This window comes from Betaproteobacteria bacterium (assembly GCA_016713305.1).
Classification (GTDB): Bacteria; Pseudomonadota; Gammaproteobacteria; order Burkholderiales.
Genome location: JADJPK010000031.1, coordinates 738,321 through 763,134, shown reverse-complemented (window position 1 = coordinate 763,134; position 24,814 = coordinate 738,321). Strand labels below are relative to the sequence as shown.

The following is a 24,814-nucleotide window of genomic DNA, read 5'->3' as shown; positions in this document are numbered from 1 at the left end:
GGCCGCCGGGAGAACGCCGGGGCCCCTGAAATCAGACGTAGGCCGGACCGTCGATGAGCGGATGCCGGACGAGAAAATCCTCGTTCACCTCCACGCCCAATCCGGGACCTTCCAGAGGCCGGACGTTGCCGTCGCGGCCTACGGCGAACGGCGTGTCGACCAGCTCGTCGCGGAAGCGGTTGTTCCGGGAGACGTCCGCCTCGAAGTAGCCCCCGTTGTCGATGGCGCACAGGAAGTGCACGCAGGCCGCCATGTTGAGGCCGGTCATCGAGGTGTGCGGATGCACCGGGATCTTCCGAGCCGAGGCCATTGCCGCGATGCGAAGCACTTCGGTGATGCCTCCTGACTTGGACAGGTCCGGCTGCCAGATCGTGATGGCCTCGCACGCCTGGACGTGCTGGAACTCGTAGCGCGTGTAGTGGTTCTCGCCGGCCGCGAGCGGCGTGCGTCCGAATCCGCCTGCGAGGCGATAGCTGTGGTAGTCGTGAGCGGGGAAAGGTTCTTCCAGCCAGCCCACGCCCAGCGCGTCGAGCTGCGGCATCGCCGCGCGCACGGCCGCCACGTCGTACCCGGTGTTCGCATCGGTCAGGATCGCGAGATCGTCGCCGAAGGCTCGGCGAACGGCCTCGATGCGCTCGATGTCGTTTTTTACGGTGTCGCCGATGCGAAGCTTCACTGCGCGATAGCCGGCCTCGACGTGCACGCGCGCCTCCTCCACCAGCTCGCCGGGCGGCTGGTAGCCGAGCGACACGCCGCCTGCGTATGCCGGAATGGGGCGCGAGGCGCCCCCCAGGATGCGATAGAGCGGCATGCCGGCCGCCTTGCCGCGGATGTCCCACAGCGCCATGTCCAGTCCCGACATGGCGAGACACGTGCCGGCCCCCATGCCGTGACTGCCCAGCTGCTTGTCGTAGATGCGCTTCCACACACCCACCACGTCCGCGGCATCCTGCCCCATGGTGAGCTGCTTCACCGTGCTTTCGACCAGCCGCGCCACGGCGCCCGGGGCGCGGCCGTGATGCGCCTCGCCGTAACCGACGAGGCCGGACTCGGTCACCACCTTCACGATCACGGCATCGCGTTTGACGGCCCGCCCGATGCCAAGCGTCACGCTGTCTTCGGCGCGAACCGGGAACGAGGTGGGGAGGGCGACGATGTCGCGGATCCTCAGGCTGGAGGCGGTGCCGGCAGTGCTCATGGGGACTCCGTGGAAGGGTCAGCGGGGGAGGTCGGTCAGCAGCGAAATGTCGATCACCCGGTAGGCGGGGCCGTACGCGGCCCGGTACGGATCCGAGTGATGCACGGCGGGCCAGCCCTCGTCGCGGCGAGCATTCATGTAGGTCTCGACGTTTGCCCGGATGAACGGAATGCCGCCGGCGTCCGCCAGATCGCCCAGGCAGCCGCAAAACTTGGCGAGCTTGTCTTCCGAGCCCGCGTATTCGCAGGCGGTACGCGCGAACGCGGTAGCCAGCGCGTCGAGATCCCGGCCGATGGCGAGGTACGGCCGCACGTGCACACGCGCCAGGCGGCCATCGGGCGAGATGACGTCGCAGACCGGGTCGGCCGAGGCCGACGGCGCGAGCGACGCGGCCTCTTCACGCAGGCGTGCAATGGCATCGCCGCTCTCGATCGCGTGGGCAGGACCCAGAGCGGCCTGGTGCAGCAGTTTGTAGATGTCCGCGAGCTGCATCTGAGGGTATCGCGCCAGGTGCGCGCCGAGCAGTTGTCCGATGAACTTCATGGGCGATCCTCCGTGAAACGGATGGCTAAGACCCGCTGCGGCGTACCTGCACGCCCTCGCGGCCGACCAGATCGGGCAGCAGCCGCGTCCCCAGGCCCGGGCCGTCCAGCGGGTGGACGAAACCCTTTTCCACCCGAGGCAGGTCGGTGAGGACATCCTTGTACCAGGTCGTGTAGTACGCGCGCACGACTTCCATGATGAGCGCGTTGGGCAGGTGCGCCATCAGATGGATGGACGCGACCCACACCACGGGTCCGTTGCAGTCGTGCGGCGCCACCGGCCGCTGCCAGGCTTCCGCCAGGGCTGCGATCTTGCGTGCCTCGGTGAGTCCCCCGCACCAGCCGACGTCCAGCATGACGACGTCCGCAGCCTGCGCCTCCAGCACGTCGCGGAACGGATAGAGGCCTCCGAGCGTCTCGCTGGCACACACGGGGATCGTCGTGCTTCTCGCGTATTCCTGCAGCGTCGAGACGTCGCACATGCGGATCGGATCTTCGGACCAGTAGGGCGCGAAGGGCTCCAGGGCCCTGGCAATCTGCTTCGCCTGCTGCAGGTTCCAGAGCGAGTGGAACTCGGCCATCACCTCGATGCGACTGCCGACGGCCTTGCGGATGCGGCGGAACGGCTCCAGCGCCAATTCGAGGTCCCGTGCGGGAATGAAGCTGCCGCCGCGGTCGGCCGCATAGGGGTCGAACGGCCAGATCTTCATGGCTGTAAAGCCTTCCTCGAGCAGACTCAGCGCCAGTTCGTCGGCGCGGTGCGTGAAGGCGATCTGATCGTCGTAGGGACCTTCGGCCTGCGCTGCGGTGTCGCCCACCGCCAACTGCCGCCGACCGACAGAGCGCGTGTTGTAGTGGTAGCCCGCGCAGGTGTTGTAGACGCGGATGCGGTCGCGGCAGGCACCCCCCAGCAACTGATGGATCGGCTTGCCGGTCGCCTGACCGAAGATGTCCCACAGCGCGATGTCGAGCGCCGAGGCCGCGCGCACTTCGGTGCTGCTGGAGGAAAAGCCGAGGTAGGTCGCCATCAGCGCGCGGTTGTGCTTCTGGATGGCCAGCGGGTCCTCGCCCAGCAGCACGGGGGCCGAAAGATCGTGGATCTGCGCCTCGACCGGGCCAGGTCCGCGTGACGTCTCGCCGAGCCCGACGAGCCCTTCATCGGTGTGGACCTGCACGAGCAGCAGGTTGGGCCGGTCGGGCAGACGGATGGTTTCGATGGCGGTGATCTTCATTCCGGCTCCTCGGCGGCTCGTCCCCGGTTACTCCGCGACAATGTTCTTTTCCTTCACCACGGCGCTCCATTTGGCGCTTTCCGCACGGATCAGCTTCGCGAAGTCGGCGCCGCTGCCTCCGGCCGGTTCCAGGTCGATCTCGGCGAAGCGCTTCTGTACGGTGGCGTCGCGCATGGCCTCGTTGAAGGCTTCGTTCAGCTTCGTTACGACGTCGGCCGGCGTCTTCGCCGGTGCCAGCAATCCGAACCACGGCTTGATCACGACATCCGGGTAACCGGCTTCCTTCATCGTCGGGACGTTCGGGAACAGCCTTGAACGGGCCGTACCGGTCACCGCGAGCGGCCGAACCTTGGCGGCAAGCGCATGCGGGGAGATGGAGGGGATGTTGTCGAACATCATCTGCGTTTCACCGCCGACCAGCGCCGTGACGGCCAGGGCGCTGCCCTTGTACGGGACGTGGCGCAGATCGATGCCGGCCACGGACTGGAAGACTTCCGCGATGAGGTGGATCGACGAACCGAACCCCGAACTCGCATACGTGAGCTCACCCGGTCTTGCCTTGGCGAGCGCCACGAGTTCCTTCACGCTGTACGCCGGTACCGACGGATGCACGGCGAACAGATTGGAGATGGAACCCACCCCCATGACCGGCACGAAATCCCGCTCCACGTCGAAGCCCACCTTCTTGTAGATGTAGGGATTGATCGCGCACGTGCCGATCGTGCCCATGATCAGCGTGTACCCGTCGGCGGGCGACCGGGCCACGACCTCCATCGCCACGTTGCCCCCGGCGCCCGGTCGGTTCTCCACGATGACGGATTGCTTGAGGATCTGGCTGGCCCGCTGACCGAGGATGCGCGAGAGCATGTCCGGCGTGCCTCCTGGCGGGAAGGGCACGACGATCTTGACCGGCTTGCGGGGAAAGGTCTGCGCGCCCGGTTCCGAGAACGGGAGCACCAGTGCGATGAGTGCGATGACGATGCGGAGCAGTGACATGGTGACGTTCGGGGCTTGTTGACGGAAATGCTGTCCTCACGGAACTCGCCAGGGCTTGGAGCGGCGGGCGCCTGGGGTTCCAGCCAGCCCCTATCATCGCCCGTTTCCGGAGGCCGTGCGATCCGATATCGTGGAGCGCGCCATCCCGGATCCGCCGCCAGGCCGGCAGCGGAAGGACGCTCAGGCGGCGGAGCGTCCCTCGAACCACCGGTAGACCACGGGCAGGACCAGCAGAGTCAGCGTCGTGGAACTGATCAGTCCTCCGATGACGACGACTGCGAGCGGCCGGGTGACCTCCGAACCTGGACCGGTGGAGAACAGCATCGGAATGAGCGCCAGCATGGCCACGGTGGCGGTCATCATGACGGGCCGGAACCGGGCCAGGCAACCTGCCCGCACCGCTTCGGTCGAGGCCTGGCCGGCCAGCCGAAGCTCCCGGATCCGGCTCACGAGCACCACGCCGTTCAGCACGGCGATACCCCACAGGTTGATGAAGCCCACGGCGGCCGGCACGGAAAGATATTCGCCCGACACGAGCAGCCCGAACACTCCGCCGATCGCTGCCAGCGGAAGTACCAGGATGATCAGCAGCGCGTATCGCACCGCTCCGAACAGGAGGAACAGCAGGAAGAAGATGGCGGCGATGTTGACCGGAATGATGATCGCGAGCCGCGTCATGGCCCGTTCCATGTTCTCGAACTTACCGCCCCATTCGAGGTAGTAGCCGGCGGGCATCCGGACTTCCCTCGCGATGCGCTCCTTGGCCTCCGCCACGAATCCGCCCAGATCGCGGTCCTGGACGTTCACGCCGATCACCAGCCGGCGCTTTCCGTCCTCGCGGGCAATCTGTGGCGGGCCGTCCAGGAGCTGGATATCCGCCAGATCGCGGAGCCGGATGATCGCGCCGCTCGCGGATTTGATCGCGATGTCGCCGACGTCGCGCATGCTCGCCCGGCGTTCGAGCGGGAATCGCACCGCGAGGTCGTAGCGCCGCTCGCCTTCGAAGATCGTGGTGATGCTGCTGCCTCTGATCGCCGATTCGATGACGTCGTGCACGTCTTCCACGTTGATGCCGTAGCGGGCGATCTCCTCCCGCCGCACCTTTGCCGTGAGGTAGTTCTGGCCTGACACCCGTTCGGTGCGGAGGTCCACGGCGCCGGGCATGGTGCGGAGTATGTGGCTGATCTCCCGGCCGAGATTGCCGAGAACGTCCAGATCGTCACCGAAGACCTTCACCGCCACCTGCGACCGTACGCCCGATACCATCTCGTCCACACGGGCGGCGATGGGCTGGCTCACCGAGAACTCGATGCCGGGAAGTTTCTCGAGGCGCTCGCGAATGGCGTCGGCGAAGGTGTCCTGGGTCCAGCCGTCCGGCCACTGTTCCCGCGGGGCCAGTGTGACGATGGGGTCCGACTCGTGGGGTTGACCCGCGTCCGGCGGGCGATTCGCCGCGCCCAAGGCGGGACACGGCGCTCACGATGCCCGGGATCTGCATGATGGAAGTCAGCGCTTCGCGCTCGATCCGGATCGGATTCGTCGATGGCGATCCTCGGCACCCGGGCGATCACCGGTGTGAGCTGCCCTTCCTTCATCACCGGAATGAAGGACGTCCCAGCAGGGGAACGCAGGCCACCGCGGCGGCCATGGCGAGCACTGCGGCCGCCGCCACCTTCTTGCCGTGATGCAACGCGATGTCCAGCGCGATGACGTACGGACGCTTGAAGAGACGCAGCAGCCAGGTGTCGTGCTCCTCGCCACCCCTGAGGAAGAAGGAGCACAGCACGGGCGACAGCGTGAGCGACAGGACGAGGGAGATGGTGAGTGCGATGGCGATGGTGAGCGCGAGGGGGGCGAAAAGCTTGCCTTCCATGCCCTCGAGGCTCAGCAGCGGCAGGAACACCAGAATGATGATGCCCACGCCGAACAGCACCGGCTTGCCCACTTCGAGCGTCGCTTCCCGCACGGCGGTCAGCCGGCCGCGGAAGTTCTCCCCCGTTTCCCCCAGCCGCGAGAATGCGTTCTCGACGACCACGACCGAACCGTCCACCATGAGTCCGATCGCGATGGCGAGACCGCCCAGCGACATGAGATTGGCGGAAAGGTCGATCTGACCCATCACGAGGAACGTGACGAGCGGCGTCAGCACGAGTGTCGAGACGACGATCAGCGACGAGCGGACGTCGCCGAGGAAGAGGAACAGCACCACGACGACCAGGACGATGCCCTCGATCAGGACCTTGCCGACGTTGGACAGCGCCGCGTCCACCAGCATGGTGCGGTCGTAGAACGGGACGATGCGCAGGCCTCCCAGGAGCCGGGGTCCGCGTTCATTTCCGCAACCTTGTCCTTGATTCTCGCGACCACCTCCCTGGCATTGCCTCCGCGGACCATCTGGACGATCCCGGCGACCGACTCGGTCCTTGCCGTTCTTGACCGACGCCCCGGCCCTAACTTCCTCGCCAATGACCACATCCGCGACGTCGTCGAGTTTGACCGGGACGCCCGCATGTTCCTTGAGCACGATCCGCCGAATGTCGTCGAGCGTCTCGATGAGCCCCGTTCCGCGCACGAGGAATTGCTCGCCACCGGCGAAGAGCGCGCCGCCCGACGAATTGCCGTTGTTGAGCGATACGGCGTCAACGAGATCGCGGATGGAAACGCCGTAGTGGCGCATCCGGTCGGGATCGGGGAGGACCTGGTATTGCTTGACGAAGCCGCCCTGGGTGTTGATTTCGGCCACGCCGGGAACCGAGCGCAGCATTGGCCGTACGATCCAGTCCTGGACGTCACGGCGGAGTCGCAACTCGTCGACGCTCAGCGTTCGATCGCCATCGTCCGGGCGCTCGAGCGTGTACTGGTAGACCTCGCCCAGACCTGTGGTGATCGGGCCCAGTACCGGAACGATGCCGGGCGGCATTCTCGGCGTCACTTCGATCAGACGTTCGAGCACCAGCTGACGCGCGAAGAAGACGTCCGTCCGATCGGTGAACACCAGGGTGATGGACGCAACGCCATTCCGATTGAGCGATCGCATCTCGGTGAGGCCCGGCAGGCCGCGCATGGCGACCTCGATGGGAACCGTCACGAACCGCTCGACCTCGGGCGGCGGCCGGCCGGGTACCTCGGCGGCGATCTGCACCTGGACGTTGGTCACGTCGGGAAAGGCGTCGACCGCCAGCCGTCCGAGTCCCATGGCTCCGGCAAGCAGCAGCACCACACCCAGAATCACCACCAGAGGGCGCTGTTGCAGCGACCAGCGAATCAGTCCATCGAGCATGCTTTCTCTTCGGCAAGGGCGAGTCGATCGTCGTTCGGTAAAGCCGCTGGCGGCACGATGCACAAGGCAGACGCACCGGCATCCCGTGTCGGCGACAGGACCGGACCGCCCTCCGGGGGTCCGGATGAACGTGACGAGGCCGGCGGGGACAGGCCCGCCGGCCCTCGGGTCAGATCATGAATTCAGCGTACCACGAGCACCGGGATCTTCGAGTGCGTGAGCACCTTGGTGGTCTCGCTGCCCAGCAGCACGCCCGTCAGTCCCTTGCGTCCATGGGACGCCATGACGATCAGATCGCAGCGCTTCTTCTTCGCGGCGGCGATGATGGCTTCCCAGGGCATGCGGCTGGGCTCGAAGTACGTGTCGCACTCCACGCCCGCGGACTGCGCTTCCTTTTCCACGGCGCCCAGGATCTTCTCGGCGTTGGCCGCGGCGCGCTCGTCGTATTCCTCGCGGGGCATCAGATCGGGCGGGAAATATTCACCGTAGATGAGCACCTCGTACTCGGGCGGCGAGAAGAACCCGGTGACCTTGGCGCCGCACGTCTTGGCGAGCTTGAGTCCTTCGCGGATGGCCTTCTTCGACAGTGGGGTGCCATCGACGGGGATCAGGATGCGCTTGTACATGGCTTGAAGCTCCTTTCAGGGCGAGTTCGTTTCGTGCCGGGACTGCGGTCGATGCCAGCGTCGCGGTGGTGTGCCTGTGGCCGCCCGCCGCATTCGGGATCGAGTGTCGTCCCGCACGCCGGAATCACGTTGACGCAAATCAATCCATCGCGCAATGCATGACTCGTTGGCCGCATGCGCGCGTACCTCATTCGGGGTCCGAGCCGACGACCGCGATGTCGTTCTCCTCGCACCATTCGAGCAGGGCACGCCGTGTGGATTCGGCCTCGAAACGATACCACTGCTCCAGCTCCCCTTCCTCCTCCAGCCACTGCTTGAAGCGCGCATAGGCGCCTTTTCTGCGGAAGAGTCCGTCCACCTCGTCGTGGTGCTGCGGAAAGAAGGCCTCCGCGAAGCGCAGCGCGAGCCGGTTTCCCAGGTCGAGGTCGTACTTGTGCGGTACCTCGATGTAACGTCCCTCCTGGTCAAGATCGTCCGGTACCGGCTCGTCGATCTCGCCATGCTCGGAGACCCAGTGGATGCGGCCATCGTCCAGGGCGATGTAGGCGGCGTGCTCGTTGGGAGCGGCCGCGCTGACGAAGTCGAATGCGGATTCGAGATCCCGGTAGTGCAAAGTGATTCTCGCCATGGCTCCTCCTTCGCGCGGGGCAGGAACGGGAACATGGAAGCACGGCAATCCCTTGCCGCACTCGCGGCGCGCCCCCTGCCGTTCACCGGGCGCGGGGCAAACAATTGTGCGCCCGAACGCGCACGGCCGGGCGGCTGCGGACTATCATCGCAGCCCGCCATGAACCCGCTCACTCTTGCCACGCTGAAGTGCCTGTCGGCGACACGCCACGTGTCCGGCGAAGCGATCGCCGCATCGCTATCGGTGACACGGGCGACCGTCTGGAACGCCATCCAGGAGGCCGAGTCGCTCGGCGTCGCCATCGAGAAGGTGCGCGGCCTGGGATACCGGCTGGAGCATGAGGTGGTCTGGCTGGATTCGGCCGCCATCCAAGGCGCGCTGGGCAGCGCCACGTCGCGGTTCCGGGTGGAGGTGGTCGCGTCGACGGGGTCGACCAACACGGATCTCCTGCAACGCGCGGCCGCAGGCAATCCCGGCGGTCTGGTGCTGGCGGCGGAAACGCAGACCGGAGGCCGCGGCCGGCGCGGCAGGCAGTGGCTCAATCCCATGGGCGGCGCGCTCACCTTCTCCGTCCTGTGGCGATTCGAACAGGGGGTGAGCGGCCTGTCCGGACTGAGTCTCGTGGTGGGCTTAGCCTGCGCGCGAGCGCTCGAAGAGGCCGGCGCCCGCGGCGTCGGCATCAAGTGGCCGAACGATCTTCAGGTCGATGGACGCAAGCTCGGGGGCATCCTCATCGAACTGCAGGGCGACGCGCTCGGACCCTCGGCGGCCGTCATCGGCATCGGCATCAACATGCGCCTCACCGACGCCGTCGCCGAAGCGGTGGATCAGCCTGTCGCGGATGTGCATGGCGCCGGCGGAACGGGCGACCGCAATATGCTGCTGGGCCTTGTCCTGGAAATGCTCGCTCGAACGCTGGACCAGTTCGTCGACGGCGGATTCGCACCGCTCGAGCCGGAATTCAGAAAGCGTCACGTCCTGCACGGCAGGCCCGTGGATGTCACGTTCGCCGACGGTTCCGTCGTGTCGGGGATCGTCGAGGGCACGGACGCGACGGGCGCCCTGCGCGTCGCCACCCCGGCCGGTGTGCGGACCTGTCACGGCGGCGAGGTGAGCGTGCGCAGGCGTCTGCCCGCATGAGTGCGCCGGTGCTGCTCCTGGTGGATGCCGGCAACACGCGCATCAAGTGGGGGCTGTCGCGGGACGGCGGCTGGATCGCGACGGGCTCCGTCGACACGGCAGACGGCGCGGCCTTTGCGGATGCCATGTCGCGGCTGCCCGAGCAACCCGTGCGTGCGGTCGGGTGCAACGTCGCCGGCGCCACCGCGGCCGCGCATGTGGAATCCGCACTTTCGGCGCGAGGCCTCCCCATCCGCTGGAATGCGTCGTGCGAACGGCAGGCTGGCGTCTCGAGCGGTTACGACCGGCCGGGCCAGCTGGGTGCGGACCGCTGGGCCGCGATGATCGGCGCGTATTCGCACGTCGGAGGCGCTTGCCTGGTCGTCAACGCGGGCACGGCCATCACGCTCGATGCGCTGGACCGCGGCGGGCGGTTTCTCGGGGGGCGCATCATGCCCGGCATCGACACCATGCTGGATGCCCTGGAACAACGGACCGCGGGCCTGCGAAGATCCCAGGGTGCCTATCGCGCGTTTCCGGCCAATACGGCCGATGCCATGATGACCGGTGCCATCGATGCAGCGGCCGGCGCGGTGCTGCGGGCGCACGAGGCGCTTCGGCAGGCTGTGCAGGGCGAGGTTCCGATCGTGCTCTCGGGCGGGGCCGCGGACACGATCGCGGAACATCTTGCGGGACGCGTGATCCGGATCGAACAACTGGTGCTGGAGGGGCTGCGCGTGATAGCGGAGGGGCAGGCGTGAAAAGGATCGCGCTGGTGATCCTGATCGTGCTCAATGCCGGGGTTGCCGTCTTCGGATTGCTCGGTCTGGGAGAGCATCGCCGCGCAGAAGGGGATGCAGAGCGGGAACCGGTCGGCGCCGAGCAGATCCGGATCGTGCGTGGCGAACCCGAGCCGGTGCCTCCGCCCCCGGCCGCACCCCCGCCGGTGCCGGAAGCGCCGAACGGATCCCCGGCGCAGCCGGCCGCCGCGGCTGCCTGTCTCGAGTTCGGACCGTTCTCCCAGGAAGAACTCGCCCGCGTTCAGCAGGCGCTGGTGCCCCTGCGGGCAGAAGGCCGGCTCACGGCAGCGCCGATCGTGGCGATGGCGGGCTGGTGGGTGTACGTCCCGCCGCGCAAGACGCGCGAACTCGCCGAGCGCGAAGTCGCGCGGCTCAATGCCCTGGGCGTGATGGAAACCTACGTGGTGCAGGAATCCTCCGACATGCGGTTCGCGATATCGCTGGGCATCTTCCGCACGATCGAAGCGGCACAACGGTTCGCCGAGAGGCTCAGGGAGAAGGGGGTCACCAGTGCCGTGATCGGCGCGCGCCAGCATCAGATCCGCATGACCGCGCTGTATCTGCGCGATCCGGTCGACGCCGAGACGCAGCGCATCCTGGAGGTGAAGTCAGCGTTTCCCGCGACCGAGGTGAGAGCCACGGCGTGTCCAGGGCCCCAGTGACGGCTCGGGTCCCGGCGGCGGATGCCTGACCGGTGCCTGCCCCGGATCCACGTAGGGACGGAACCGGTACGCGTAGAGCGGCGAGCCGTTCGCGTGGAACGCGTCGAAGAGTTCGGCGTGGCCGTTCATGTGGCGCACGCCCGTGCGGGAGGTCACCGTGAGCCGCAGGGGCAGCTTCGCGAGCAGCCTGCGGAACGCCACCAGCGTCCGGTCGCGTCGCGAATTGCGCGGCACGGTGATGATGCCCGGATGCATGGTCGAGATGCCGTCCAGCGTCTGGCAGGTCGCCGCCGCCCAGTATTCCTGGCCGGATTCCCTGCCCCGGGGACCGTGTCCCAGGAAGCGCGCCATGCGCTGGATCGGCGTCAGCGATTTCTCGACGAACTGGTTGAGTCGCCATTGCAGGTCGGACCCGTACAGGAAACCCAGCAGCTCGTCGCCGGAACCGGGCGTAGGCCACAGAAACGAACAGCCGATGGACCGGGGCCTGCGGTCGGCACCTCTGCCGGAGGCGGTGTGGACTTCGGCGATGAAGGGCTGAGGGCCGTTGGGCAGCAGGATCTGGCCGGTGACGAATTCACCCGGGCCCAGTTCCCGCGGGAGCACTCCGTAATAGCGGAAGCCGGTCGCGGAGACGTCGTCGACGACCCCCGCGCACGGGCGCGTGCCGCGATGGTTCAGCATGGCGGGGAGTGCGATGGGAAACCGGTAGTCCTGCCGGCGGCAGGATGCGGCGCGGCGGCTGAGACCGATCACTGTCTGGGCGAGGACCATGTTGCCCAGCGCCCACACGGCGGACATGGCCAGCGTGCCGGCGTTCGCGACGGTGCCTCCCGAGTAGCTCTGCGCCAGACCGACCGGAATGGCCAGTGCATTCATCGCCAGGACCCCGGACTGCGGGATCAGGTAACGGAATCGTTGCGAGCGCGACGAGCGTCCGGGTGAACTCTTCCACACGCGCTTCCAGTCCGTCGATTTCATGAGCCCGCGAACCGCGAGCAGCGAAGCCGACAGGCGTGCCATCCGGTAGCGCTCCGTCTCGAAGGCGCGCCCGTAGCCGCGGCTGGATTCCTCGTGCACCCAGAAGTTGAGCCCGTAGTAGAGGACGAACAGAACCACGAGAGGGACGGTGATCGCGGCGACCGGCGCGTGTCCAGTAAGAAGGCTCGCGAAGGGCGCAGTGTAGAAGACCAGTTTTCGCCATCCCTCCAGCTGTCCCAGCGCGCCGCCCAGGTAACACGCCTTCTGCGCCCACGTGAGCTCTCCGCCCGTCAGTGCCGACGCGTGCCGGCGCAGGGCGGCAATCGCCTGCTGACCCAGCCGCGTGCGCTGCTGCACGTAGGGTACGAAATCCGTCGTGGCGAGACAGAAGGCGAGCGGCTCGGCGTGGTAGACCGTGAGCCAACCCTTGCGGTGCATGCGCAGTGACGTGTCGAGGTCCTCGCCCCGTGCAATCTCCGGCGTGGCGCCGATGTCGTTCAGCGCACCGCGGCGGAACACGACGGCGGAGCCGCCCGAGGTTGCCGCATTCCAGGCGTCCCGCCCGCGCTGGATCACCCTGTTGAACAGAGTCTGTTCGCTCCAGACGGAACGCCGGTCGCCCTGGACATGCTCGAACGAATCGACGTTGTAGGCGGCCAGCGGGGTGCTCACGAGTCCCACCCGCGGATCCCTGAAGTATCCGAGCGTGCGTTCCAGGAACGTGCGTGACGGCGTGTGGTCGGCGGCCAGAACCGCGACCAGCGCTCCGCACGCACGCTTGAGCACGCCCGCCATGGCGTCGGAACGCTTTCCAGTGGCCCTGTCCTGGACGGCACTCACGTACAGGACGTTCAGCTCCCGGGCAAGTTCCGCCAAGTCCGCGCGGCCGGTCTGGTCAGCGAGCCAGGTGGCGTGGGGATAGCGCATCCTCGCCGCTGCGACGAGCGTTCTGCGGACCGTCGTCACCGATTCGTCCCGCGCGCTGACGATCACGTCGACGAGGAGATCCGGGTTCGACGGCGGCGGTTCGCGCACCGACAGGCGGGCAGTGATGAACAGCATGAGCAGCGACGCCAGAAAGCCGAGCACCTCCGCTCCGTAGACGATTCCCGACAGGATCGGCGCGCCGGGATTGAACGTCGTCGCGCGCCAGCCGAGGTAGGCGAGGCCCACCACGACGAAAACCGCGGCGAGGATGGTTTGCAGCCACGTCAGGCGATCGTGTTGCGGACCGGTGAGGTTGCCGTCTGCCGGCTCCGGCAGGGGGGCTGGCGCGGAAGCAGGCGCCGATGGGGGCGGGTAGGGAGCGGCCAAACCTGGTGGCGCATGTCGGGATGGGCTACAGCGGCGAATGCAGCGACGCTGCCGCGCACTCCGGCGAGTTGCGCGTCTCTCCTTGGATCAACGAGTTATTGCGTGCGGCAGGAGTACGGCCGACGCTTGTGCCCGCCCCAGGTGCAAGAAGAGTGCTATCCCTGGCAGCGTCCGCCATCAGGACTGGTCCGATCCGCACGTTCGGTCGCGTTCATTGATCGGATCGTCCCTTGCGGCAGTGGCGCTTTCCCGGTGCGGTCAACCCGCTGCAGCCAGTTGCGCGTCTTCGGGCCGAAGTTCCAGCACGCGTGTATGGAACCGGGCGACTGTCGGCCGATGGGCGATGCTGACCACGGTGGTGGCCGGCAGACGCTCGAGCAGCACTTCGTACATGCGGCTTTCCGCGGCCTCGTCCAGATTGGAGGTGGCTTCGTCCAGGAACAGCCAGCGCGGTTTCAACAGGAGTGCGCGGGCGAAGGCGACGCGTTGCTGTTCACCGCCCGAGAGCTGCTGCGACCACTGGCCCGTCTCTTCCAGGCGGGCGGCCAGGTGGGCGATGCCCGTGAGTTCGAGGACCGCGCGGATCTCGCTGTCGGAGAAACGCTCCGCGCGCGCGGGATACGCCAGGGCCTGCCGCAGCGTGCCCAGGGGAAAGTAGGGCCGTTGCGGGAGGAACAGCGGTTCGTAGTCGCGCGGCAGTTGCAGCTTGCCGCCCGCGAAGGGCCAGATCCCGGCGAGCGTGCGGAACACCGTGCTCTTGCCGGAATCGGAAGGGCCGCGAAGCAGCAGATGTTCACCCGGGGCGATCTCGAACCGGCCATTGCGCACCAGCGTGCGGCCGTCGGGCAGGTTCACGTCCAGCGCCTCGGCCGACAGCGCCGCTCCCTGACTGCTGACCGTCTGGAGTTCGACCCGCGCCGCGGCCGCGCGAGCTTCGGCGATGGCGTTGTGGAAGCCGGTGAGCCGCTCCACGGCGGCGCGCCAGCGGGCGAACACCGTGTACGCATTGATGAACCAGGAAAGCGATCCCTGCACCTGGCCGAACGCGTTGGAGATCTGCATGAGTCCACCGAGCGGAATCGCGCCGGAAAAATACCGAGGTGCGCCCACCAGGAAGGGGAAGACGACGGCGAGCTGGCTGTAGCCGTTGGTGTAGAAGTTCAGGATCTTCTGGCGCTTCATGATGCGCCACCAGTTTCCCAGGACTTCACCGAACCGGGCGCGGAAGCCATCGAGTTCGTCACGCTCGCCCCTGTAGAGGGCCACGCCCTCGGTGTTCTCGCGAAAGCGCGCGAGCCCGAACCGGAAGTCGGCCTCGAACTTCTGCTGGTCGAAGTTGAGCTTTACCAGCGGCCGTCCCAGCTTGTGAGTGAACCAGGACCCGACGAAGGCATAGACCACGGCCACCCAGACCATGTATCCGTACAGCTCGTACGTCTCGCCGCCGAGCGTGAACTCCAGCGCCCGGGACAGTCCCCAGAGAATGCCGACGAAGGAGATGAACGTCACCACGGCATTGAGCAGTCCCAGCACGAGATCCAGAGTGTCGGACACGAAGAGATTCATGTCTTCGGCGATCCGCTGATCGGGGTTGTCGGTGTGGTTGCCAGCGAGTTGCATGCGGTAGTACACGCGATCCGCAAGCCAGTCGTTCACGTAGTTGGCGGTCATCCAGCGCCGCCATCGGATCTGCAGCATCTGATTGAGATAGAAGGCATAGACCGCCACCACGATGTACGCGATGGCGAGCCCCATGAAACGGGCCATCTCGGTCAGGAACTGGTCCTTCCGCTTCTCCTGCAGGACGTTGTAGAAGTCGTTGTACCAGCTGTTGAACTGGACGCTCAGGTACACCATCGCGAGCGTGAGCGCGATGATGGCCGCGAGAAGCAGGCGCGCCGAGGTCTTCTCCTCGGAATACCAGTAGGGACGGGCGAGTTGCCACAGCTCGCGCAGCAGCGACGCGAATGCTCGAACATCGAAGAGTCTCCGAAGGAGGGCCGCGTGCAGGACGCCCGGCGGCCGCGAGGACGCGCAACGTTAGCAGAACCGGCGAACACCGCCACGGTTGCCGGCTCGTGCCAACGCGCGTTCCTCGCGGGGGTGGACCTCTCTTCGGGAGACTGTGAGCGGCCGCTCAGGCGGCCGCGAGAACGACCTCGAACGTGTCCTTGTGCAGTGCGGGGGTGCGCCGGACGACGTGCCTGACTTCCAGAGGCGTGCCGAAGCGCTGGCCGAGCCCCTTGAGATAACCCACGAGCACCGAGGCGACGCCTTCATAGGCCGATTCGCAGTGGATCGTGCGAGCTTGCTCGCCGTTACCGTCGACACGCAGTTCGACGGACCGCATCCTCGGCAGGGTGTGCGGTCCCCGTGCGCGGCGGCCGTCCAGTTCGTCGAGGGCACGCAGCAGCCCGCCAGCCGCCAGACCGTCCTGACGAGGCAGCGTTTCCGCCACGTACAGCGGCATGAATTCGCCCAGCGCCTCGAGCATCTCCTCGCAGGTGAGACCCATCCACTCGGCGGCTGCGAGCACGAGGCGCTCGGTGGATTCGCCAGGGAGATTCTTTCCCTCGAGCGCGCAGTCTTCCGTCTTGGCCTTGCGTTCCAGCTCGCGCCAGGCCTTGGCGCCGCAAAGCTCGGTGACGAGCCGTTCGACGGCGTTCTCGAGGATCGTATGCATGATGGACTTCTCCGCTGCTGGTGCGTTCAGGCGGCTGTGCCTGTGGTTTCCGATTCGTCGATCAATTTCAACCCGACGATCTTGAAGTCGCCCGCGAGGTGCCTGACGCTTCGTGAGAGAGGATGCGGGGAGACGCCGCAAGATGCAGCACGGCCTCCCGGCCCAGGGGTGCGCCGGGTTCTGCTCGAGCGGCCAGGCGCTTCCGAGAAGCTCGGGTAGGGACGGTGCGGATCGCACACGGACTCCAGGAGCGCGTCCAGGGGATTCCTCGGTCGTCCCGACGACGTCCTCTGCGCGCAAACCGGTCAGACGGGCGAAGGTTCCGTTCACGTAGATGACGCGGCCGTCGCGGCCGATCGCCGCATGTCCCTGGGAAGGGGTTCTCCTGCCGCCAGCCTCGCGTGATCCGGCGCGGTCTTCCCGCGGCGGGGTTGCATCGGCGTTCGGGATGTCGGGGGTCAACATGTTCGGTACTCCTGGCAAGGCAACAGCGAAAGCGGAATTCATCGGGCGTCTTCCATCGCGGCAAGTTTCAGGGCAAGGCGCTGCTCGATCGCGGCGAACGGGACGGGCTTGGAAAGCACGGTGATGTCCCCCGGCAGCCCGCCCTCCAGGGCGATGTCGCCGGTGGTCAGGCCCGTCACCACCAGCACGTCCATGGACTCCAGTCCCGGCCGGCCTCGCAAGGTCCTGAGCATTCCGAATCCGTCGATGCCGGGCATCATCAGGTCGGTGATCAGGACGTCGGGCACTTGTTCGCCGATCCGGATCAGTCCCTCGTACCCGTTGGTCGCGATGCGCAAGTCGACCGGCACCGACAGTGTGGTGAGCTGGGTGCGGTAGAGATGGAGCAGGGTCGGGTCATCCTCCACCACCAGCACCCGGAGGCTGCGTCCCGTCTCCCTCGATGCTGACGGTTGCCGTAGCGCGAGCATCCGGTCCACCGCGGCCAGCAGCACGCGGCGATGACCGCCCGGTGTCTTCCAGGCATCGAGGGCTCCGTTCTCGGTCCAGAGTTGCACCGTCCGGAGCGAGACGCCGAGCCGCCGGGCGGCTTCGCGGGTGGTGAGGGTATCGGGGTCTTGCATCCACATGTCTCCAGTTACGGTTTCATTTTTTTCATCTTTAGCATTTTTTTCATTTTATGGCCAAAAAAATGTATGACCTCCGCGGGAAGGGGGTCCTGGACAGGCGATGTCGGTGTGAGCTCAGCTAAGCCGGATACGGTTCAGCAGGGCGGTCGTGGAACGTTCGTGTTCGAAAGGGATGGAATGGACGTTGCCGCCCCAGCCGATCACCTCGGCCGCGCCGACGATGCGGTCCACCGTCCAGTCGCCGCCTTTCACCAGCACGTCGGGACGCACCTGGAGGATGAGGTCCAGGGGCGTGTCCGTCTCGAAACTGGTGACCAGCGCCACGGATTCGAGGGCTGCGATGACGGCCATCCGGTCCTCGAGGCGATTGACGGGCCGGTCGTCACCTTTGCCCAGGCGTTTGACCGACGCATCGGAATTGAGGCCCACGACCAGGCTCGCGCCCAGCGCCCGAGCCTGGGCGAGATACGTGACGTGACCGCGATGCAGGATGTCGAAGACGCCGTTGGTGAAGACGACCGGATGCGGCAGTTGCCCGGCACGTCCCGCGATGGTCTCGGGAGCGCAGATTTTTGCCTCGAATCCGGGGGCCGGATGCTTCATGCGGGCCGTGGGGCGTCCAGAGGCTTCACGATCTCCTTGCGATAGCGATTGAGATCGGCAACCGTGGCGAAAGTCCGGTCGAACAGGAGGGAGAGGTTCTTGAGGATCATGCCGACGACCTTGCCTTCCCATTCGCGTCCGAAGCGGATCTGCTCATCGAGCCAGCGTTCCAGCCACTTCGGGTCCGGCAGGCGCGACTGCACCGTGTCATTCGGAAAGAGCTGGCGGTTCACGTGCAGGTTGGTCGGGTGCAGCGGCTTGCTGCTGCGGGCGGAACTGGCCATCAGCATGCCGATCCGGGCGAAGGCAGCGCGGGCATCGTCGCCCAGGCGTTCGACCAGGCGCCGCATGTATTGAAGATATGCGCCGGCATGCCGCGCCTCGTCGCGGGAGATGAGGCGGTAGATGTGCTTGATGACCGGTTCGGTGTGCCAGTCGGCCGCGCACCGGTACCAGTGATTGAGGCGGATCTCTCCGCAGAAATGCAGCATGAGCGTCTCGGGCGCCGGTGCCGGATCGAACTCGAAGCGTACCGCATGCAATTCGTCCTCGGTGGGCACGAGATCCGGGCGAAAGCGGCGGAGGTATTCGATGAGCACGAGGGAGTGCTTCTGCTCCTCGAAGAACCAGACGGACAGGAACGCGCAGAAGTCGCTGTCGTTCGCATTGTCCCGCAGGAACATCTCCGTGGCCGGAAGTGCCGCCCACTCGGTGATCGCGTTCATCTTGATCGTCATGGCCTGCTCCTCGGTGAGCAGGGAGGCATCGAACTCGCCCCAGGGAACGTCGGTGGCCATGTTCCAGCGGACCTGTTCCAGGGACTTGAAGATCTCCGGATAGAGCATCGAACTCATCTCGAAAAGGACCGGGCCGCGCGGAAGCGGTGGCGCGGGCGTGCCGGTCCGGACAAAGGGAATGCGGCGCCGGGCGAGGCGGCCGGTCTGAACATCACAAAGTTTCCATGGTGGCGAGAACGCGCTGCGCTTCCTGCCGCAAGGTGCGGCGTTCGCCGGACCCCAGCCGTGCCACGCCCCTGGCCATCAAGGTGGTACGCGGGTTCGACGACAGCGACGACTCGTGCCTGTCGATGAAGGCCCAGTATAGCAGCGTGACCGGGCACGCCTGCGCGCCGCTGCGCGAGGCCGGATCGTAGCGGCAGCCCCCGCAGTAGTCGCTCATCCGCTGAATGTAAGCGCCGGAAGCGACGTACGGTTTGCTCGTGAAGCGCCCGCCGTTGGCGTACAGCGCCATGCCCGCCGTGTTCGGCAGTTCCACCCACTCGACGGCATCGACGTACACGGCCAGGAACCAATCGGACACCTCCTGGGGGCGCAAGCCGGCAAGCAGGGCGAAGTTGCCGATGACCATCAGCCGCTGGATGTGGTGGGCGTACCCGAGCGAGAGCGTCTGACCGATCGCCTCGCGCAGGCAGTTCATGCCGGTATGTCCGGTCCAGAACCACCCGGGGAGCGGTCTGTCGTGACCGTAGTGATTCGCCCGTGCGAGCCCGGGCATGTCGAGCCAGTACACGCCGCGCACGAATTCTCTCCAGCCAAGGATCTGCCGGACGAAACCTTCCACGCTGGCGAGCGGAAGGCGATGCCGGCGATAGGCCTCGAGCGCAGCATCGATGACTTCCCGCGGGTCCAGCAGTTCGAGATTGAGAGCGCAGGACAGCAGCGAATGCCACAGATGCGGCTGCCTCGACCACATGGCGTCCTGGAAGGGGCCGAAACCTGCGAGGCGATCGTCCACGAAGGACTTCAATGCCACGAGCGCCTGCTCGCGGGTCACCGGCCAGCCGAAAGTCGCGAGATCTCCCGGATGATCGGCGAAGCGCTGGGAAACGAGATCCAGCACCTCCGCCGTGAGCGCATCGGGGACGAAACTGGGTGGCGCAGGAACGAGTCCCGGACCTTGCCGGCCGAACCCCCGCCGGTTCTCGCCATCCAGGTTCCAGACGCCGCCCTCGGGCTCGCTGCCATTCATGAGGATGCCCGTGCGGCGGCGGACGTACCGGTAGAAGTGTTCCATCCGCAACGTCGCGCGCCCGCCGGCCCAGGCGCGGAACTCCTCCGTCGACACGATGAAGTGCGTATCCGGCTGCACCCGCAGCAGAACCCGCAGGCGTTCGCATGCTGCCCTGATGTGCTCGGCCACACGATGATCGCCCGGCTCCGCGACCGTGAGCGTCCGGGCCCCCAGCCGTCGCAGCGCATTTTCCAGGCGGACCTGGAACTCCGGTGCGTCGTCATCGTCGAGACGCACGTATTCGACAAGCAGGCCTTCTCCGGCGAGCAGGCGGTGAAAGTGGCGCATGGCCGCCAGGAAGACCGCGATACGCGCCTTGTGGCTCCACACGTGCGTGGATTCGCCCGGGGCCTCGATCATGAGGACGGTGGCACCGCCGGCGCCGGCAACAGGGAGAGCCGGATTGCGCAGCGTGAGCTGGTTGCCCAGCACGAGGCGCACGTCAGCGGTCATGCTTCGCGTGCCTCCGGCAGCGTTCCGAGCAATACCGGACTTGCATCCAGGTGTTCCTCCACCGCTTTCTCCACGTCATGGGGCGGCCGCACTGCGCGCACGTCTTCACGGCCAGCGGTTGCTTCACTTCCGGGGAAGGGCCGTGCTCGTGCGACGGCTCAGTACACGTGTCTTCCGGACCGCCAGGCGGCGATGAGCGGATTGATCTGATCGAGGGACTTGACGAAATGCACGCCGTCGATGGACCGGCGGATGCGGCGGATGCAGTCCCCGCCAGCCCAGATCTCGACGTCCTTCGGCACCGCGGCCCGCAGATCCCGGAGTCCGGATGCCGCCTGCCTGTCGGGGAATGCCGAGCTGAAGGAAAGCGCCAGAACGTTTGCCCGATGCGCCGACACTGCCCGCACGATCTCGGTCAAGGGGGTTTCCGTGCCCAGCGGAATGCTTGCGACACCTTCCACGACCAGCAGCGATTCGACCATCAGCAGTCCCAGCGTGTGCTGTTCTCCGGGAAATGTCGTGAGGAGCACCCGCGGTCCTCGCGCATGGGACTGCGCGGCGGCGATGGCATTTCGCAGGACGCTCTGCACCTGCTCGGTATAGAGATGTTCCTCGAACACGGCGAACTCGCCTCGCACCCATGATTCGCCCACCGCGACGGTGAGCGGGGCGACTGTCTCCATGACGAAGCGCTGCAGGCCCTGCTTCATGAGCAGGTGATTGAGCTTCTGACGGAACTCGGGAAGCTGATGGTTGCGCACGAGCTGCAGCACCGCCTCGACATCGTCGTCCCGCCCCTCCCGTTCCGCGTGCGTCGTGCCGAGCGCCTCGAGTTCGTCCTGCGGCATCCCGATGATCCTGCCCGGACGGAACCCGCGGTCCATCAGACGCTTGATCACTCGCAGCCGGGCCACCTGATCCGGCGGATAGATCCTCTCTCCGTGGTGGTCGCGCTGGGGGGTCGGAAACTTGTAGCGCCGCTCCCACATCCGCAACACGTCCTTGGACAGACCGGTGTCGCGCTCGACGGCGCTGATGCTCAACATCGTTTGTCGCTCTTTCACGGGCCCGTTGCTCGAAGGCGGTTGCACGACCCGATTCTCGAACAAGCCCTGCCATTTGTCCGCTTTCACGCTCAAACCTCTCGAGATACTTGTCCAACTATTGTCATGGACAAAGTGTTGACATCAAACGCGACGCGCCGTATGGTACGCCGCATGAACAGTGTTGACTAGGACAAAAGAGAGGTGTGCGATGCTGTCCCGTTTCAGCAAGATCAAGGTGCTTGCAGGCATCATTTCGATTTTCGCCCTATTGAACAGCGCGACATCGGCGTGGGGTGCCAGTGATGAAGGCCGGGTCTCGGTCGAGCGGCTCATGAACGAAGAAATCGATATGTCCTGGACAATATCGGCAGAGCGGCGCGCGTCCGGCCATTCGTACGCTTCGACCATGCCCCAGGCGCCCACGGCGTTCACGGATGCCGAAGTCAGCCTCTACGTGCAGATGCACGAGGCCGCGACCGGCTGTGCAAACCGCTTCCTGCTCATGCCCTGGTCGGACCTGCACACCATCGCCAACTGAATTCCCCTCTTCAGGCCGCAGGCAAATTCCCCTCACTCCGCGCGCCACCCCCCGTGCGGACCGCCTGCGGCCTGAACCCAACGCCGGAGTGACGCAGTCGTGAACGCCCCCGAGAAATTCCTGCTCCCAGACATCCAGTCCATGCGCGACACGCGGTCCGTGGCCATAGACCGGGTCGGTATCCGCGGACTGCTCCATCCCGTGACGGTCCAGAAAGCCGACAGGACGGCGCTGGGTACGGTGGCGGAAGCCGACATGTATGTCCGCCTGCCGGCCGATGCGAAGGGCACGCACATGTCCCGCTTCGTGGAAATCCTGCAGGAACACGCGAGCCAGGTGGATATCGCAGGGCTCCGTGCGATGTTCGCGTCGATGCTCTCCCGGCTCGATGCTCAGGAAGGATGCATCGAACTTCGATTCCCTTACTTCATCTCGAAACGGGCGCCCGTGTCCGGAGTGGAGAGTCTGCTGGACTACCGGGTGGTTCTGCGCGTGGAGGGCATCCGGGGTTCCGACGCTTCGATCACGCTTTCGGTGACCGCACCTGTAACCAGCCTCTGCCCCTGCTCCAAGGAGATCTCCGACTACGGCGCGCACAACCAGCGTTCGCACATCACGATCAGCGCGCTGTGCGGCCAGGCGCTGTCCATCGAAGATCTCGTGACGATTGCGGAGGAGGAGGCCTCCTGTGAAGTCTTCGGCCTGCTGAAACGCCCCGACGAGAAGTGGGTGACCGAGCGTGCCTACGACAACCCGAAATTCGTGGAGGACCTCGTCCGCGACATCGCGCTGCGGCTGGACCGGGACGATCGGGTGCGGCGCTACAGCGTGTCGTCGGAGAACTTCGAGTCCATCCACAACCACTCCGCTTTCGCGTCGATCGTCAGGGACAAGTCCGTGTCGCCGTAAGGCGGCTTTCCTGCTCTTCCAGAATCATGAAAAGAATCGCCGTCGTGGGTTCCGGCATCGCCGGGCTCGCATCCGCGTGGCTTCTCTCGCGCTCCCACGCTGTCACGCTGTTCGAGTCCGACGAGCGGGCAGGGGGGCACACGAACACCGTCGACGTGACAGTGGACGGGAAACGCTTTCCCGTGGATACCGGCTTTCTCGTATTCAACGACCGCACGTATCCCAACCTTTGCGCCCTGTTCGACACCCTGGGCGTCGAATGGACGGCGAGCGACATGTCGTTCTCGGTGCGGGTCGACGACCAGGATCTGGAATGGGCGGGGAGTTCGCTGGGCACCGTGTTCGCCCAGCGGCGCAATCTGCTCAACCGCAATTTCTGGGCGATGCTGAAGGATATCGTCCGCTTCAACCGGCAGGCCACGGCAGACGTGGAGGCGGGCCGCGCGATCGGAGGTTCCATGGGCGACTATCTTGCCCGGGGCCTGTACGGATCGTCGTTCCGCGACTGGTACCTGCTGCCCATGAGCGCCGCGATCTGGTCCTGCCCGACCGCGACCATGCTCGACTATCCGGCCCGCACGTTTCTTCGCTTCTGCCACAACCACGGCCTTCTCCGGATCCATGGACGGCCGAAGTGGCGAACGGTGAACGGCGGCGGGCGCAGCTACGTCGCACGCATCCTGGCGGGTCTTCGGGACGTGCGCCTGGGTTGCCCGGTGCTGGGTGTCGCGCGGCACGAAAGCAGTGTCAGGGTCCGCACGGGTTCGGGCATCGACCACTTCGACGAGGTGGTGCTCGCCACCCACGGCAATCAGTCGCTGGCACTGCTGGAGGATGCGGATGAGGCAGAAGCGGGCATCCTCGGCGCCGTCCGGTATCAGGACAACGTTGCTTGGCTGCATACGGACGAGGACCTGCTTCCCCGCTCACGTGAGGCGTGGTCAGCCTGGAACTACGTCGGGGGAAGCCACGGCCCCGATGGCCGGCCGGTGTCAGTGAGCTATCTCATCAACCGTCTGCAGCCGGTCCCCTGCCGGACTCCGGTGATCGTCACCCTCAACCCGGTCCGCGAACCGCGGTTCGAAAAGGTCATGCAGACGCTGCGGTATTCCCACCCCGTGTTCGACGCCGGCACGCTCCGGGCGCAGGAACGCCTGCCCGAAATCCAGGGCAGGCGGAAGACGTGGTTCTGCGGCGCCTGGACGGGATATGGATTTCATGAGGACGGTCTCGCTTCGGCGCTCGCCGTGGCGAACGCCCTGGGCATTCGCGCGCCATGGCAGACACAGGCCCTGGCGGCGTAGTGAGCGGCCCGGCGGTGCTGTACCGCGGCCTGGTCGTGCACGAGCGGCTGAAGCCCAGCCGCAACCGCTTTGCCTACCCGGTCTTCTTTCTTCGTCTGGACGTCGACCGGCTCGACGAAGCCGTATGCCGGTTCCTGTCGGTGGACCGCTTCAACGTGTTCAGCGTGCACCGCCGCGATCATGGTGCCCGCGACGGCACCGATCCGGCCGAGTGGATCCGCCGTCTTCTCGAGCGCGAAGGCTGCGGGTACGCCGACGGCAGAATCTGGTTGCAGACGTTTCCCCGCGTTCTGGGCTATGTCTTCAATCCGGTGAGCTTCTGGCTCTGCCACGACCGCGAGGGAAGGCTTCGGGCGGTACTCTGCGAGGTCAACAACACCTTCGGCGAGCACCACAACTACCTGCTGACGCATTCCGATGCGCGCCCCATCGCCGGAGGCGACATGCTGGAGGCGTGGAAGGTGTTCCACGTGTCACCGTTCCTTCCGGTCAAGGGCCGCTATCGCTTCCAGTTCCAGTCGCAGGGACCCGCCGTGCGGATTCGCATCGACTATGAGGACGAGAACGGTAAACTTCTCGTCACATCGGTCTCCGGCGCCGGGCGTGCGCTTACGCCCGGGCGCCTCTTTCGCTGCTTCGTCGGTTATCCCTGGATGACGGCCGCAGTGACGGCCAGGATCCACTGGCAGGCACTGCGTCTGTGGTGGAAGGGCGTGCCGTTCTTCGCCAAGCCGGCGGCTCCGGCGCGGGAGACCTCCCGATGAAACTGGACGAC

General features: G+C 66.2%; 22 protein-coding genes and 1 pseudogene. 7 read left to right on the top strand and 16 right to left on the bottom strand.

Annotated elements, in window-relative coordinates; translation table 11 throughout:
* Positions 1-31: 31 nt before the first annotated feature.
* The 7 genes and pseudogenes from IPK20_25115 to IPK20_25085 form a co-directional block, all read right to left on the bottom strand.
* A complete protein-coding gene (locus IPK20_25115) occupies positions 32-1,171 on the bottom strand; it encodes a mandelate racemase/muconate lactonizing enzyme family protein (protein ID MBK8019644.1) in 1,140 nt (379 codons plus the stop codon).
* 45 nt (positions 1,172-1,216) lie between these two features.
* The gene (locus IPK20_25110) at positions 1,217-1,741 is read right to left on the bottom strand and encodes a hypothetical protein (protein MBK8019643.1); all 525 of its coding nucleotides are present in this window, start codon (positions 1,739-1,741) and stop codon (positions 1,217-1,219) included.
* A 25-nt stretch (positions 1,742-1,766) separates the two neighbouring features.
* On the bottom strand, positions 1,767-2,972 hold the full coding sequence (locus tag IPK20_25105) for a mandelate racemase/muconate lactonizing enzyme family protein (protein ID MBK8019642.1): 1,206 nt from the start codon (positions 2,970-2,972) through the stop codon (positions 1,767-1,769).
* Positions 2,973-2,999: 27 nt separating this feature from the next.
* Positions 3,000-3,968, bottom strand: coding sequence for a tripartite tricarboxylate transporter substrate binding protein (locus tag IPK20_25100; GenBank protein ID MBK8019641.1), 969 nt, complete (start codon positions 3,966-3,968; stop codon positions 3,000-3,002).
* Between the two features lie 180 nt (positions 3,969-4,148).
* Positions 4,149-7,248: pseudogene (locus IPK20_25095) on the bottom strand (efflux RND transporter permease subunit).
* Positions 7,249-7,430: 182 nt separating this feature from the next.
* Complete coding sequence (locus IPK20_25090) at positions 7,431-7,874, bottom strand: universal stress protein (protein MBK8019640.1); 444 nt, start codon at positions 7,872-7,874, stop codon at positions 7,431-7,433.
* Positions 7,875-8,061: 187 nt separating this feature from the next.
* Complete coding sequence (locus IPK20_25085) at positions 8,062-8,502, bottom strand: hypothetical protein (GenBank protein ID MBK8019639.1); 441 nt, start codon at positions 8,500-8,502, stop codon at positions 8,062-8,064.
* A 159-nt stretch (positions 8,503-8,661) separates the two neighbouring features.
* Here IPK20_25085 and IPK20_25080 point away from each other — a divergent pair, with 159 nt between their 5' ends.
* From IPK20_25080 to IPK20_25070, 3 genes are read left to right on the top strand one after another with little or no spacing between them, the layout of a single operon-like run.
* Entirely contained in the window at positions 8,662-9,642 is a 981-nt protein-coding gene (locus IPK20_25080) for a biotin--[acetyl-CoA-carboxylase] ligase (GenBank protein ID MBK8019638.1), read from the top strand.
* The gene (locus IPK20_25075) at positions 9,639-10,382 is read left to right on the top strand and encodes a type III pantothenate kinase (protein MBK8019637.1); all 744 of its coding nucleotides are present in this window, start codon (positions 9,639-9,641) and stop codon (positions 10,380-10,382) included. Before IPK20_25080 ends, IPK20_25075 begins: the two co-directional genes overlap by 4 nt.
* Complete coding sequence (locus tag IPK20_25070) at positions 10,379-11,083, top strand: SPOR domain-containing protein (GenBank protein ID MBK8019636.1); 705 nt, start codon at positions 10,379-10,381, stop codon at positions 11,081-11,083. The genes IPK20_25075 and IPK20_25070 overlap by 4 nt, the downstream gene beginning before the upstream one ends.
* On the opposite strand, the gene IPK20_25065 is transcribed toward IPK20_25070, so the two are convergent.
* The 9 genes from IPK20_25065 to IPK20_25025 form a co-directional block, all read right to left on the bottom strand.
* Complete coding sequence (locus tag IPK20_25065) at positions 11,030-13,378, bottom strand: glycosyltransferase (GenBank protein ID MBK8019635.1); 2,349 nt, start codon at positions 13,376-13,378, stop codon at positions 11,030-11,032. The two genes, IPK20_25070 and IPK20_25065, sit on opposite strands and share 54 nt — an antisense overlap.
* A gap of 258 nt (positions 13,379-13,636) precedes the next feature.
* Positions 13,637-15,388 carry an ABC transporter ATP-binding protein/permease gene (locus tag IPK20_25060; protein ID MBK8019634.1) on the bottom strand — a complete coding sequence of 584 codons (1,752 nt, stop codon included), beginning with the start codon at positions 15,386-15,388 and terminating at the stop codon, positions 13,637-13,639.
* Between the two features lie 127 nt (positions 15,389-15,515).
* The gene (locus IPK20_25055) at positions 15,516-16,061 is read right to left on the bottom strand and encodes a heme NO-binding domain-containing protein (GenBank protein ID MBK8019633.1); all 546 of its coding nucleotides are present in this window, start codon (positions 16,059-16,061) and stop codon (positions 15,516-15,518) included.
* A 503-nt stretch (positions 16,062-16,564) separates the two neighbouring features.
* Positions 16,565-17,149 carry a response regulator gene (locus IPK20_25050; protein MBK8019632.1) on the bottom strand — a complete coding sequence of 195 codons (585 nt, stop codon included), beginning with the start codon at positions 17,147-17,149 and terminating at the stop codon, positions 16,565-16,567.
* Between the two features lie 120 nt (positions 17,150-17,269).
* Entirely contained in the window at positions 17,270-17,758 is a 489-nt protein-coding gene (gene rfaE2, locus IPK20_25045; protein MBK8019631.1) for a D-glycero-beta-D-manno-heptose 1-phosphate adenylyltransferase, read from the bottom strand.
* Positions 17,755-18,612 carry a diiron oxygenase gene (locus tag IPK20_25040; protein MBK8019630.1) on the bottom strand — a complete coding sequence of 286 codons (858 nt, stop codon included), beginning with the start codon at positions 18,610-18,612 and terminating at the stop codon, positions 17,755-17,757. The genes rfaE2 and IPK20_25040 overlap by 4 nt, the downstream gene beginning before the upstream one ends.
* Before the next feature lie 94 nt (positions 18,613-18,706).
* Complete coding sequence (locus IPK20_25035; protein ID MBK8019629.1) at positions 18,707-20,242, bottom strand: cryptochrome/photolyase family protein; 1,536 nt, start codon at positions 20,240-20,242, stop codon at positions 18,707-18,709.
* Positions 20,232-20,369 (bottom strand): DUF2256 domain-containing protein, encoded by a 138-nt coding sequence (locus IPK20_25030; protein MBK8019628.1) that lies wholly within the window; start codon positions 20,367-20,369, stop codon positions 20,232-20,234. The genes IPK20_25035 and IPK20_25030 overlap by 11 nt, the downstream gene beginning before the upstream one ends.
* Positions 20,370-20,400: 31 nt before the next feature.
* Positions 20,401-21,288 (bottom strand): MerR family transcriptional regulator, encoded by an 888-nt coding sequence (locus IPK20_25025; protein MBK8019627.1) that lies wholly within the window; start codon positions 21,286-21,288, stop codon positions 20,401-20,403.
* Positions 21,289-21,496: 208 nt separating this feature from the next.
* On the opposite strand from IPK20_25025, the gene IPK20_25020 reads away from it, so the two are divergent.
* The 4 genes from IPK20_25020 (at position 21,497) to IPK20_25005 (ending at position 24,803) form a co-directional block, all read left to right on the top strand.
* Positions 21,497-21,826, top strand: coding sequence for a hypothetical protein (locus tag IPK20_25020; protein MBK8019626.1), 330 nt, complete (start codon positions 21,497-21,499; stop codon positions 21,824-21,826).
* 99 nt (positions 21,827-21,925) lie between these two features.
* Complete coding sequence (locus IPK20_25015) at positions 21,926-22,735, top strand: GTP cyclohydrolase I FolE2 (GenBank protein ID MBK8019625.1); 810 nt, start codon at positions 21,926-21,928, stop codon at positions 22,733-22,735.
* A gap of 26 nt (positions 22,736-22,761) precedes the next feature.
* Complete coding sequence (locus tag IPK20_25010; protein MBK8019624.1) at positions 22,762-24,039, top strand: FAD-dependent oxidoreductase; 1,278 nt, start codon at positions 22,762-22,764, stop codon at positions 24,037-24,039.
* On the top strand, positions 24,012-24,803 hold the full coding sequence (locus IPK20_25005) for a DUF1365 domain-containing protein (protein ID MBK8019623.1): 792 nt from the start codon (positions 24,012-24,014) through the stop codon (positions 24,801-24,803). Before IPK20_25010 ends, IPK20_25005 begins: the two co-directional genes overlap by 28 nt.
* Positions 24,804-24,814: the final 11 nt, after the last annotated feature.

Coding starts and splice junctions, on each gene's coding strand:
- IPK20_25110 (MBK8019643.1), bottom strand. CDS start 1,741: ATGAAGTTCATCGGACAACTGCTCGGCGCGCACCTGGCGCGATACCCT.
- IPK20_25105 (MBK8019642.1), bottom strand. CDS start 2,972: ATGAAGATCACCGCCATCGAAACCATCCGTCTGCCCGACCGGCCCAAC.
- IPK20_25100 (MBK8019641.1), bottom strand. CDS start 3,968: ATGTCACTGCTCCGCATCGTCATCGCACTCATCGCACTGGTGCTCCCG.
- IPK20_25090 (MBK8019640.1), bottom strand. CDS start 7,874: ATGTACAAGCGCATCCTGATCCCCGTCGATGGCACCCCACTGTCGAAG.
- IPK20_25085 (MBK8019639.1), bottom strand. CDS start 8,502: ATGGCGAGAATCACTTTGCACTACCGGGATCTCGAATCCGCATTCGAC.
- IPK20_25080 (MBK8019638.1), top strand. CDS start 8,662: ATGAACCCGCTCACTCTTGCCACGCTGAAGTGCCTGTCGGCGACACGC.
- IPK20_25075 (MBK8019637.1), top strand. CDS start 9,639: ATGAGTGCGCCGGTGCTGCTCCTGGTGGATGCCGGCAACACGCGCATC.
- IPK20_25055 (MBK8019633.1), bottom strand. CDS start 16,061: ATGCATACGATCCTCGAGAACGCCGTCGAACGGCTCGTCACCGAGCTT.
- IPK20_25050 (MBK8019632.1), bottom strand. CDS start 17,149: ATGCAAGACCCCGATACCCTCACCACCCGCGAAGCCGCCCGGCGGCTC.
- rfaE2 (MBK8019631.1), bottom strand. CDS start 17,758: ATGAAGCATCCGGCCCCCGGATTCGAGGCAAAAATCTGCGCTCCCGAG.
- IPK20_25040 (MBK8019630.1), bottom strand. CDS start 18,612: ATGAGTTCGATGCTCTATCCGGAGATCTTCAAGTCCCTGGAACAGGTC.
- IPK20_25035 (MBK8019629.1), bottom strand. CDS start 20,242: ATGACCGCTGACGTGCGCCTCGTGCTGGGCAACCAGCTCACGCTGCGC.
- IPK20_25025 (MBK8019627.1), bottom strand. CDS start 21,288: ATGTTGAGCATCAGCGCCGTCGAGCGCGACACCGGTCTGTCCAAGGAC.
- IPK20_25020 (MBK8019626.1), top strand. CDS start 21,497: ATGCTGTCCCGTTTCAGCAAGATCAAGGTGCTTGCAGGCATCATTTCG.
- IPK20_25010 (MBK8019624.1), top strand. CDS start 22,762: ATGAAAAGAATCGCCGTCGTGGGTTCCGGCATCGCCGGGCTCGCATCC.
- IPK20_25005 (MBK8019623.1), top strand. CDS start 24,012: ATGGCAGACACAGGCCCTGGCGGCGTAGTGAGCGGCCCGGCGGTGCTG.